Here is a 10,179-nt window from a genome sequence, read left to right as displayed (position 1 = left end):
GCAGGGCTATCAACATGGCTTCACTCCCTGGGTGGATTGCAAGGACTCTATCAACTCCTTTAGAACCGCTCGCGCCATGAAGAGTGGATAGCGTTTGAAGTCTATGCAATCGTCCGGGATGTGACAGGTAGCAAGTGGCGGAGACGAGGAACGTTTTTATCAGCCATGTCCACAAGGACGATCATGGGCTCCAGAAGCTCAAGGATCTACTGGCTCCGAAGGGTCTGGATGTCAGAGATTCCTCCATTCATACAGGGAAGTTCAACAATGCCACCGATGAGCACTACATAAAGACGCAAATTCTGGCACCTGCGATCAACTGGGCGGGCGTCTTCATTTGCTACGTTTCACCCCAGACAAAGGACAGCGATTGGGTTAATTGGGAAATTGAATATGCGGCAAAGCAAGGTAAGCGCATTGTCGGCGTTTGGGAGCACGGTGAGAAAGAATGCGACATCCCTGAGGCGTTGGAAGAGTACGCCGATGCCTTAGTCGGTTGGAACGGTGCTTCAATCATTGATGCGATCAACGGGAAAGATACATGGGAGAAGCCTGACGGTGGTGCGTGTGCCCCGGTACCGCTGAAAAGGCATCCCTGCTGATGGCGCGCATTCACTCTTACGTGGTGCGATACGACAGTGGTTTTGCTCCAAATCCATTTTAGGCAATGCTGATCAAGGTCCACCGTTGTCGCTTCTCAAACGTTATCCGCAGATGAAGCAGCAGACCCTGGCAATGGCCGCAGATCAAGACAACGGATTCGAGCAGTCGCGCAAGCCCACCCGACGTGAAGAGTTCTTGCGGACCATGGAGACAATAGTGCCTTGGGCCGCCCTGTGCCAGGTGATAGAGCCGCACTACCCCAAGGCCGGCAACGGCCGTCCGCCCATTGGGTTGGAGCGCATGCTGCGCATCCATTTCCTGCAGCACTGGTTCAACCTGGCCGATCTGGCGTGCGAAGAGGCCCTGTACGACAGTGCCAGCCTGCGCCGCTTTGTGGGCATTGACCTGGGCCGCGAGCGCGTGCCCGATGCCACCACGCTGCTGAAGTTTCGCAAACTGCTCAATGAGCAAAAACTGGGTGAAGCCCTGTTTGCCAAGGTAGGCCAGCAATTGCAGGAGCGCGGCTTCAAGGTCAACACCGGCACCATCGTGGATGCCACGATCATCGCAGCGCCCAGCTCCACCAAGAACGCCGACAAGGCGCGCGACCCCGATATGCACCAGACACGCAAAGGCCAGCAATGGTATTTCGGCATGAAGCTGCACATTGGCGTGGACAGCCAAAGCGGGCTGGCGCACAGCGCCGTGGTGACGGCGGCCAACGTGCATGACAAACACCCTCTGCCCAATCTGCTGCATGGCAATGAGCGGCGTGTGTACGGCGACTCGGCCTATGCCAGCCAGAAAGCACTGATAGCGAGCAAGGCCCCCAAGGCCAAGGACTTCACCAACCAGCGCACCCGCCGTGCGGGCGAGGTGGACGAAGTTCAGCGGGCCAAGAACCGCAACAAATCGCGGGTGCGTGCCCGGGTCGAGCATGTCTTTGCGGTGGTCAAGCGCCTGTGGGGATTCACCAAGGTGCGCTACCGCGGGCTTCAGAAGAACGCTACGCGGGCGTTCACGGCCTTGGCGCTGGCCAACATTTACCTGTGCCGCAGTCATCTGTTGGGACAGGTGCGCCCGTAAGGGCGGAAATCGGGCCTCAGCGCCCCGCGAACTGCCCAAATGGGCCGCGCGAGAGGCATAAAAGTCCAAAAAACTGCGTCATCCAGGTTTGCGCGGAAATTTTCGACGGCTTGTTCAGCGTAGCCTTTACGGTTACTGCACGCTTGCGACATGCAAGCCCAGTATTCGCAAGGGCGCTGACATCGGTGATTGGGTTGTCGGCAGCGGCAGCAATGATCGCAATATCCGACGTGGCGGGCATCTGGTACATGCGATGCGAATCACCGAAATTCTGACATTTGACGAATATGGCGTGGACCCTCGGTTTGAGTCAAAGAAGCCATATCGCAGCGGTGCCCGGAAGCAGAGTTGTGGAGACAACATCTACTTCAGATCTGCGCCAGGGGCAGATTGGCAGCAACGTGACTCTTTTCACTCCAGCCCGGATGGCACCCTCAATGCTAGGCACGTTGCTCGCGATACAGGAGCGAATAGAGTCCTTATCAGCAATGATTTCGTGTACTTTGGTGGAGAGGGACCGAGGTTCCCCGAAGCACTAAAAGATTGGCAAGGCCGTCACCTATGCAAAGCTGGAATAGGTTTGACCATCTTTGATGATCCACAATTGATAGTGGACTTCCAACAATGGGTTCGCAGCTTGGGCATGAATGGCTATCAGGGTGCGCCTTTTGAATGGTTGACTCTCCGGAAGTAAATGATGCAAAAGGAAGGCTCCCTCCTATTATCAGAATACGCTGCCGAAGTTGCAGCCACAGATGTTCTCGGCTCGACGGACTTCAATCCTGTTCTTCAAGGACTTTATGGAGAAGTCGGTGGAATAATGTCCACAGCCAAAAAGCATGTGCGCGAAAAATCTGCCTACCCCGGTTTCAGGTTGGCAGCAGAAGAAGAATTCGGCGATACTTTATGGTATCTAGCTGCTATCTGCCGGCGCATGCAGGTTCCTCTTGAAGAAATCTTCACAGAAGCGGCAAATCACGGGAATTTCAAAAATGTAGGTGCAGCAAGCGATATCGCTACAGGCGTACTGGCATACATCGCCATACCTGTTGCGCCCTCCATTTCGTTGGATGCTACGCTGGTGCGTCTGGGGCAAGCAGCCGCAGCCTTGTTGGGAAATAAGCCTGAGCGAGCTGACTTAGTAGCTTTCGCGCGGGCCTATCTTGATGCGACCCACGCAGCCAAGTTGGCTTTTTCGGATGTTGCACGAGGGAATCTTCGGAAGGCTCGGGGCGCATTCTTGGAGCCACAGGCGGTTGATCTGGTGGGCCTGGATTTCGATAACACCTTCGGAATCGAAGAGCAGCTTCCCAGAGAGTTCAAAATTAGGGTCAATCAGCGCGGAAGCGGCAAGAGCTATCTTCAATGGAATGGCGTATTCATTGGGGATCCACTTACCGATAATATCGCCGACCGCGATGGTTATCGGTTTCATGATGTTTTTCATTTTTCTTATATGGCCGTCTTGCATTGGTCGCCCGTCATCCGCGCACTAATCAAGCACAAGCGGAAAAGCAATCCTTCATATGATGAAGAGCAGGACAGTGGCAGGGCCATTGTCGTGGAGGAAGGGCTTGCAGCCTGGATTTTCTCTAAAGCCAAAGAGCTGAATTTTTTTGAGAATCAGGGAAAAGTTTCTCTGGGTATTCTGAAAACCATTAGTGAATTTGTGAGTGGGTATGAAGTGGAAAAATGCCCTCTCAAACTATGGGAAAAAGCGATTCTGGAGGGGTACGCCGTTTTTCGGCAGCTCAAGGCGAATCAAGGGGGGTGGATCGTGGGAAATCGAGAACTGCGCACCATTACATACATGCCACTTGAGTCAGAAAATGAATATTCACCCATTCGTTGAAGCTGTCGCTTCGTTGCAGTTCGAAGACTGCTTCAATCCATATTCAGATCGCTGTGAAATCCATGATCATCGGGATGCTCCCCGACGCCGAGCTGCCGCTCTTTCCGCGACGCTGCGTTGTGCGCTGGAGGAGCCGATTGATGCAATATGGATTGGCAGGGACCTTGGATACCGTGGGGGTCGCCGCACAGGGTTGGCCCTAACGGATGACGTTCACATTTCGCAGCATGCCAAGCGTTGGGATCTTGATCTCACTGCAGGGAGACCAACAATAGGAAGCGCCGTGGCAGAACGGACTGCTGCGGTCATTTGGAACATGCTTGAGCACATTGATGCTCGCATTTTTCTATGGAACGTCTTCCCACTTCATCCGCATGAATCTAATGATCCGTTTACCAACCGGCAGCACAATGCTCGTGAACGACGTGCTGGCGAAGAATTGCTGCAGCAACTCATTGGTCTACTGCGGCCATCTCGTATCGTCGCTATAGGAAATGATGCCGCCGCCGCTGCCCATCGCATCACGGAGACAGTGCCCGTTATTTGTGTGAGACATCCAAGTTACGGTGGCCAAACACAATTCCAAAATCAAATTTCGGAACTCTATGGATACCCTCAGCAGGTTCAAACATTATTTTGAATCAGAATTGATATCTTTTTTGCGCACTTCCTTTGAGCTAGCTCGTCAGATTGAAGCGGCTATGATGAAATCGCCTGGCCTTCGATAAGCATGGAGAGGTGAGCGTGAAATAGGCGAGCAAAGTCCACATCGGCGAGCGCTGCATCGGCGAAGTAGCCTTGCTCTTTGGCAAGATTCAACGCCGCTCCTCCTGGTGAAGGGACAGGCAATACCTTGGCTGCTGGGTGAAAGTGCTTAAACAGTTCGTGCTCTGCCTCCACGCCTTCCATGCCTCCAATGAACACTGCGGCAACTAGGTCTCGGCGCGATAGCATTTGCTCACGCATCGCCAACAAGCTCGCAGCCCGGTCATTGGAAATTGCTTCCGTATAAACAACATTCTGGAAGTGCTTGTTCTCTTCAGGATAGCGATCTTCAAAGAATTTGCTCTGATACAAAATTACTGACTGCGAGTAATCTACACCTAAATCTTCACAGATTGCCCAGATCATCGGCGTGATGGCGGGATGGCCACCCCAGACAATTTTGTGCTGACGAATCACAGCGATAGCAAGCTCTCGTACTGCACATTGGATAAGAAACGGATTGGCTGTTTCATGGTAAGTGCCGCGACCAACAAGTGGCACGCTAGCTGAGAGGAAGATTGCGCTCATGCTCAAGTCGCCCAATCTGCGAATTGCCAACCCGCTTCGCTCGCCTTGACCCAGCGTGCGGAATGGATGTGCTGGCCAAGCCAGTCCAAGTGCCCTAGCCAGCGGGGATGTAAGCCGACGTGATCATAGACAACGGCGACTGACTGATGGGGTGAATTTGTCGCAGCATCATGCAGTGTTGTCGATGTGGGAACTCCGACAGTGGGATACACCACAACTGCCCGGCCATCTGCTAGTCGGATATGGACTGCCTTGTTGCTTCCCACCCCGATTACTTGACCACCAATCGTTTGGACGGCGTTGCGCAGATTGCTCACAAGATTGACGGAACGCACTGCATGGCTCTCACTTCGAACTTCCTCAAGTTGCAAGCAGATCCGCTCTACTGCACTATCAGCTAAGCGCCCTGTGTCTGGGTTCACTTCTTCGGCTAACAGTTCCGCCCGGCTTGCAGTGGCCGTGCGTGCAGAAGGTGTGGCGTCCGGCCAACCGACCCGAAGAACGCTGATCCCCTTGGCCAGCGCACGTCCGAACTCGGCGCTTGTCCAGCGACTTTCAAAATAGCCGGGTGTGTCGAGCATCACAAGCACATCGGAATCGCAAAGCCGATGCCACAGCATGGTCTGGAAGTCCTCAGCAGGTGGGATACCGTGTGTGTCGAGGAATACATCGAAAAGCCGAGCGGACAGAGCGTCAAATAGTTGTAACGCGGCTTCGCGGGCTTCGCCTCGCCGGTAGCTCACAAAGACCCGACGCTGTCGTGGAAGAAGCCCCGCGCATTCCAGCAATGCTGTCGCGACGCGTTGTGCTCCACCTGCGGCATACACCAGGCAATTGAGCGGTTGCAGTAGTGCAGGAATTTCCGAGCCAATCCGACCAACATCGGACGCTACTGGCAGCAATGGGATACCGCGCTCCAACAACTTTGCGACATTGGCAAGAGGAGCATCTTCTCCGCCAAAGAAAACAGCGGCTGCTGATCTTTGCTGCTGGGGCTCGAATGATTCGGGACAAATTTCCCAACCAACCTCATGACCTAGCCGCAGATTGAACATGCTTACGCCGCGAGCTACGATATCTTCAAGCTCAGAAATTTGAGAAGCACTTGGTGCTCCAAGTACTGCGAGCTGATATAGAGCGGGCATATTTTTCTAGTCAATACAATGACTGAGCAGGTGTTGCATTCTTCCAAAAATCAAAATTTCTGCCATGCGGGGGCAAACATTCCATCCAAAAATCTCGATCGAACTGCAACAAAAGAATCCTTGCCAACGTCATTACCTCGTTCGGTCATGTCTTCAATTGCTTCCGCATCATCGAGTTTAATCTCCATCGGGGTTTTCTGATTAACCCTAAGATGTCGTGTGGGGCCAAGGAAGTTTTCTGCCAAAACCAAGGCTCCATGCTCTTGAGCCGCAAAGAAAAGATCAGCACTATTGGGCGCCCATCCAGCCTTCCCTCTACTCAGAGATTCCGTGAAATCACTTTCGCTACCCATCGTGCCGACACTTAAGACATCTATTCGATCTAATGGTATTTTTAGATAACGAACGGTTTCTGCCAAGGCAGGGAGAATTGGATTGTTGGCCCAAACACCGCCATCGAGAAAAGATTCAGGTGCAATTGGCCCATCCCATACAGATTCGTCAAAATACGTAGGAGCCGCTGAAGATGCAAGCGCAGCATCAACCGCTGAGATGTCCCGAAATGCTGTTCTATCTGGACTATGAGCAGTCACAATAGCTTCAGCCTGTCCATGCTTCGCCCTTACCGTGGGAATAACAAGCCTACAGCACGAGGTATCCGATATTTTTTTATCTCCGTATACCTTCTGGAGCAAATCCCGTAGTGTGGAAGACTCATGCTTCGATTTCAACCAATGTCGAAGCTTCCTATCTTTTGGAAAAATTAACGGCCCTTGCTCTTGGTAAAATTTTAAAATATCGCGGGGCGAAATTCCAAGGGCAAGCCCAATCGCGAGTATTGCACCTGTCGATGTACCAGCCACCAAATCAAAGTGCGATATTAAACCGTTACCACCGCCACTTTTCAGCATATCATCCCATTTTGCCAAAACGGCGGCAGTGAAAGCCCCTCGCAAGCCTCCTCCATCAAGAGCAAGAATCCGAAAGTTACGCCCACGTGAAACACTGCGTCGCACGAGCGGTAAAAGTTTTATCTGATTGACAATGGTTTCTACAATCCTTTCGATTGATGTGTCATTTGCAATTTCACGGTTTACATTTTCAGATAGCCCATTTTGTAATCTTGACGGCAGGCTCTGCTGATCCTTTAAATAACCTGCAATTGCACCCCCAAATCCTGCGACAACGAATCCTGGTTTTCCAAGCTCCAGCATCGCATCAAGTTCGGTGGGGACGCCAGATTTTGCCTTGTTTGTATCCCACCACTTGCCTCCGACGCAGATGACCACATCAGATCGGTCGGCCATCCAATCTCGCATCGGAGTTAAATCGCTACGACTTTCCCCGTCTGCTTCCGCAGGAACAACTTGCACTGTTGCATATTGACGCTGAATTTCTATTTCTGCACTCTGTTCATCTGTTACAGCAAATTTTTGAGCGCGAACCAATGTCAAAGATCCAATCTCACCTCCTGCTTCAATAAATTTTCTTGCAGCATCTTCTAGCGGCTTCGACAAGGACGGGTGACTTCCATGAACCACCGACCCTCCTTCGCTAAATATTCTTGACGAAAGCTTATTTACAAATAAGCATATTTCTTCTTGTCGCTCATCTGGAGCAGAGCCCGAGAGATGAATTCTCACGCCTGCAAGAGGTTGTCTTGATGTCATGTATATATTCAAATTATTAAAAAAACCAGCCGCAACTTATCGGCCTGCTTGCTTTGCAGCGGCCTCAAGCCAGTTTTCGATCTCGTTGTGCGCATTGGAAGACCAACTGTGTACGTTGAAAAATCGGCTTAATGGAGTGCTACCCTCAGGTGGCAAACTGGCAGTGTATGGCCACTTTGGAATGATGTCTTGACCAAAATCACTGGTGTAGGTCCACTTACTATCCGTGTTTGAGCGCTCGACAAGGCACATTTTTTTATCCTTCGTATATACACCAAGCAAGTCGAAGGGGTTCGGTCCGACTGCGGAAGGATGACCCTGCCAGTCTCCAATGGAATGAATTCGTATGCCCATGAGGCCACGAGCATCCCAAACAGCTTGCATGATCTCGAAACGAACCCAGCGTCGCGCAGCAGTTTCAGCGCCAATAAGAACGCTTACCACGCTGGAGCCTGTCATTTCCTTGCGCAGAAATCGTTTAAGAGATTCAGGATTTTCGTTCTTGGCCTTCTCAAAAGCTGAACTATCAAAGAATCCTGTGTCCTCATGGTCTTTAACGACCTGCGAGTTTTTTACAACCCATGCTCGCTGAACGTCATTGTTGTAGTGAAAGCTGAAGAAGGTCCGACGTGTCATCTATTGCTCTTTTCCTTGTCAATTCAATTGGGGACTCTTATTTACAGAAATCTTACATAAGTTCCCTGAGTGGTACCTGCCCCAAAAGCAGCCAATTTCCCATCACTTGCGATATCAACGCGCTGGTACAGATTCAGATACTCAGACCCATGCGTACTGGATCCGTCATACGTGGGCACCAAGAGAATTCGATCGTTTTTCTTGGTGCCATCTGCATGTCCAAGTTCCCAAGGACACCAGCGTGAGTTCATTGAGTTTTGTGTGGCGAGAAATAGGAACCAGTCGCACATTTGAATGCGGCGTCGCAGTCTCGCTGCAGTTTCTGCAGATGGCTGTGATGGCATGGAGGGATCTTGCCAATCGATGTAAAGATCCATGCCGTGCGCTCGGAGAAGTTCCTGTAGCCCAATAGCTAGTTGTTGGTCATGGTGGCTATGGCACAAAAAGGCGGTCTTCTGACCTGGAGAGGGTGCACTCCTGCGTATAGTGGACTGGCTGCCTGCTGCGCGAAGTTGTTGCTGAGGTATGGTCATGATGAGAATTAGAGTGGGCGCCGGAACGATATGCATAACTGTATTCGAGCCGGCACCATTTAGTCATGGCGCCCTCGTCGTCAAGGCTGCGCGCGCTCTACCGCCTTCATGGTCGCTTTACTGTTGCGCGATGACTTAGAGGCGACGGGCAATTCCGTCCGGCATCCCTCAGGTGTTCTCCATGAACGCACTCATCACCGATGAGCAACGCATGCTGGTGCTGGCCAACAGCCGCGATTTCCTCCAGAAACTGGACTCCGATTCGGCACGGTGGCCAAGCGGTTCACCAGAGAAACGCCAGAGCATGAGGCCTCCCGTCGCATCTGGGATATGTCCATCACCGTAACCGATTCATGGGCGTCCCCGGCCAAGAAACATGGCCGGTCGCGCTGTCGTGCTTCGCATCGAGCCACCTTCGGCGTCTCGCCCCATTCGGGCTTCCATCGTTCCCTCGCGCTGCTCGGCTAACGCCTGCGGCCCGGCTTCCAGCTTCGGGCCTGCGCGCTTGCGCTTGCCGTGCGGTCGGCGGCGGAAGGGGCCGTTGCCTGTCCAGCCATCTTTCCTGACTCCATCACCTTGCTCGCGACTGTAGCCCGCGGCCGTGTGCCGTCAAGGCGCGCAGGGCCGTGTCCTCGGCTGCGCCTGCGGGCCGCACCAACCCTGCGCTTGCCTCCTTGACGGCCCCCGTCCACGGGCTCCCTTCCGTCGCGGGCGATGAACTCAGGAAAGACGGTGGCAACGAGGCCAACCGGGTTCTTCGTGCCGACCGCACCAAACAGCCGAAAGGCTGGGCTCCGAATCTAGGAATCCGGTGTGCGGCTTCTTCAACAACCAACTTTGTCAGGAGAAAGATCATGCTTGCAACCCGTTTCGCTTCCCATTCCCCCGCGCTGCGCAGCGACTACCCGCTGTCGGATGACCAGATTCGCAGCGTGGCCCCGTCCATCTTCGCGGACGCCCCGCACCAAAGCCGCTCCGAGCGGTACAGCTACATCCCCACGGCCGCCGTGCTGACCGAGCTTCGCAAGGAAGGCTTCCAGCCCTTCATGGTGACGCAAACCCGCGTGCGCGATGAAGGCAAGCGCGAGCACACCAAACACATGCTGCGTCTGCGCCACGCCAGCCAGATCAACGGTGCGGAGGCTAACGAAATCGTGCTGCTGAACTCGCACGATGGCACCAGCAGCTATCAGATGCTGGCCGGAATGTTCCGCCTATGTCCCGTTGGGCATAGGCGGAACTATGTCCAGCATCGAACTATGTCCAGTGCTACGTTGACCCGCCTCGTAAAGGCGGCCATGCAACACGGGACATAGGAGGCAGCGGCTAGAGACTCTTCAAGAACGCCAACAGCGCGTCGT

General features: G+C 53.2%; 13 protein-coding genes and 1 pseudogene. 8 read left to right on the top strand and 6 right to left on the bottom strand.

All coding sequences use genetic code 11. The annotated features are described in order from the left end of the window. Positions 1-134 precede the first annotated feature (134 nt). Genes NFX52_RS27910 through NFX52_RS27905 form a run of 3 tightly spaced genes read left to right on the top strand, consistent with a single transcriptional unit; the run spans position 135 to position 1,689 of the window. Positions 135-602: a TIR domain-containing protein gene (locus tag NFX52_RS27910; RefSeq protein WP_055399947.1), complete on the top strand. Its 468-nt coding sequence runs from the start codon at positions 135-137 to the stop codon at positions 600-602. Beyond that, a complete protein-coding gene (locus NFX52_RS31185) occupies positions 602-664 on the top strand; it encodes an Nmad2 family putative nucleotide modification protein (protein ID WP_238385673.1) in 63 nt (20 codons plus the stop codon). Before NFX52_RS27910 ends, NFX52_RS31185 begins: the two co-directional genes overlap by 1 nt. 50 nt (positions 665-714) lie before the next feature. Then, a complete protein-coding gene (locus NFX52_RS27905) occupies positions 715-1,689 on the top strand; it encodes an IS5 family transposase (protein WP_252635925.1) in 975 nt (324 codons plus the stop codon). Between the two features lie 16 nt (positions 1,690-1,705). Here NFX52_RS27905 and NFX52_RS31180 read toward each other — a convergent pair whose 3' ends face one another. Continuing rightward, a complete protein-coding gene (locus NFX52_RS31180; protein WP_238385791.1) occupies positions 1,706-1,939 on the bottom strand; it encodes a hypothetical protein in 234 nt (77 codons plus the stop codon). Between NFX52_RS31180 and NFX52_RS27895 the strand changes: the two genes are divergently transcribed. Genes NFX52_RS27895 through NFX52_RS27885 form a run of 3 tightly spaced genes read left to right on the top strand, consistent with a single transcriptional unit; the run spans position 1,853 to position 4,181 of the window. Further along, complete coding sequence (locus NFX52_RS27895; protein ID WP_252635924.1) at positions 1,853-2,383, top strand: Nmad2 family putative nucleotide modification protein; 531 nt, start codon at positions 1,853-1,855, stop codon at positions 2,381-2,383. The two genes, NFX52_RS31180 and NFX52_RS27895, sit on opposite strands and share 87 nt — an antisense overlap. Positions 2,384-2,386: 3 nt before the next feature. Further along, on the top strand, positions 2,387-3,541 hold the full coding sequence (locus NFX52_RS27890; RefSeq protein ID WP_082437658.1) for a nucleoside triphosphate pyrophosphohydrolase family protein: 1,155 nt from the start codon (positions 2,387-2,389) through the stop codon (positions 3,539-3,541). Then, a complete protein-coding gene (locus NFX52_RS27885; RefSeq protein WP_082437654.1) occupies positions 3,519-4,181 on the top strand; it encodes a uracil-DNA glycosylase in 663 nt (220 codons plus the stop codon). Before NFX52_RS27890 ends, NFX52_RS27885 begins: the two co-directional genes overlap by 23 nt. A 59-nt stretch (positions 4,182-4,240) precedes the next feature. Here the strand turns inward: NFX52_RS27885 and thcA are convergent, their stop codons facing one another. From thcA to NFX52_RS27860, 5 genes are read right to left on the bottom strand one after another with little or no spacing between them, the layout of a single operon-like run. Further along, a complete protein-coding gene (thcA, locus tag NFX52_RS27880; RefSeq protein WP_055402259.1) occupies positions 4,241-4,834 on the bottom strand; it encodes a Thoeris type III anti-phage system protein ThcA in 594 nt (197 codons plus the stop codon). Positions 4,835-4,836: 2 nt separating this feature from the next. After that, positions 4,837-5,979, bottom strand: a complete 1,143-nt coding sequence (gene thcB4, locus NFX52_RS27875) for a Thoeris type III anti-phage system protein ThcB4 (RefSeq protein ID WP_082437655.1) — start codon at positions 5,977-5,979, stop codon at positions 4,837-4,839. Positions 5,980-6,029: 50 nt separating this feature from the next. Beyond that, positions 6,030-7,649, bottom strand: a complete 1,620-nt coding sequence (locus tag NFX52_RS27870) for a CBASS cGAMP-activated phospholipase (RefSeq protein WP_082437656.1) — start codon at positions 7,647-7,649, stop codon at positions 6,030-6,032. 36 nt (positions 7,650-7,685) lie between these two features. Next, positions 7,686-8,285 carry a TIR domain-containing protein gene (locus tag NFX52_RS27865; protein WP_082437657.1) on the bottom strand — a complete coding sequence of 200 codons (600 nt, stop codon included), beginning with the start codon at positions 8,283-8,285 and terminating at the stop codon, positions 7,686-7,688. Positions 8,286-8,326: 41 nt separating this feature from the next. After that, a complete protein-coding gene (locus tag NFX52_RS27860; protein WP_082437659.1) occupies positions 8,327-8,818 on the bottom strand; it encodes a toll/interleukin-1 receptor domain-containing protein in 492 nt (163 codons plus the stop codon). Positions 8,819-8,999: 181 nt separating this feature from the next. On the opposite strand from NFX52_RS27860, the gene NFX52_RS27855 reads away from it, so the two are divergent. Together NFX52_RS27855 and NFX52_RS27850 are read left to right on the top strand one after the other, a co-directional pair. Then, positions 9,000-9,164 carry a hypothetical protein gene (locus NFX52_RS27855; RefSeq protein ID WP_156358877.1) on the top strand — a complete coding sequence of 55 codons (165 nt, stop codon included), beginning with the start codon at positions 9,000-9,002 and terminating at the stop codon, positions 9,162-9,164. A 505-nt stretch (positions 9,165-9,669) separates the two neighbouring features. Continuing rightward, a pseudogene (locus NFX52_RS27850) lies at positions 9,670-10,032 on the top strand (DUF932 domain-containing protein); the annotation flags it as partial. Positions 10,033-10,179: the final 147 nt, after the last annotated feature.

It is taken from the genome of Acidovorax facilis (genome assembly GCF_023913775.1).
GTDB lineage: Bacteria > Pseudomonadota > Gammaproteobacteria > Burkholderiales > Burkholderiaceae_C > Acidovorax > Acidovorax facilis.
This window is presented reverse-complemented; position numbering and strand designations above follow the sequence as displayed.

Bases quoted from the DNA above. Each gene is read 5' to 3' on its own strand.
- NFX52_RS27905 (WP_252635925.1), top strand. From the start codon at position 715: ATGAAGCAGCAGACCCTGGCAATGGCCGCAGATCAAGACAACGGATTC.
- NFX52_RS31180 (WP_238385791.1), bottom strand. From the start codon at position 1,939: ATGTACCAGATGCCCGCCACGTCGGATATTGCGATCATTGCTGCCGCT.
- thcA (WP_055402259.1), bottom strand. From the start codon at position 4,834: ATGAGCGCAATCTTCCTCTCAGCTAGCGTGCCACTTGTTGGTCGCGGC.
- NFX52_RS27890 (WP_082437658.1), top strand. From the start codon at position 2,387: ATGCAAAAGGAAGGCTCCCTCCTATTATCAGAATACGCTGCCGAAGTT.
- NFX52_RS27870 (WP_082437656.1), bottom strand. From the start codon at position 7,649: ATGACATCAAGACAACCTCTTGCAGGCGTGAGAATTCATCTCTCGGGC.
- NFX52_RS27865 (WP_082437657.1), bottom strand. From the start codon at position 8,285: ATGACACGTCGGACCTTCTTCAGCTTTCACTACAACAATGACGTTCAG.
- thcB4 (WP_082437655.1), bottom strand. From the start codon at position 5,979: ATGCCCGCTCTATATCAGCTCGCAGTACTTGGAGCACCAAGTGCTTCT.
- NFX52_RS27860 (WP_082437659.1), bottom strand. From the start codon at position 8,818: ATGACCATACCTCAGCAACAACTTCGCGCAGCAGGCAGCCAGTCCACT.
- NFX52_RS27855 (WP_156358877.1), top strand. From the start codon at position 9,000: ATGAACGCACTCATCACCGATGAGCAACGCATGCTGGTGCTGGCCAAC.
- NFX52_RS27885 (WP_082437654.1), top strand. From the start codon at position 3,519: ATGAATATTCACCCATTCGTTGAAGCTGTCGCTTCGTTGCAGTTCGAA.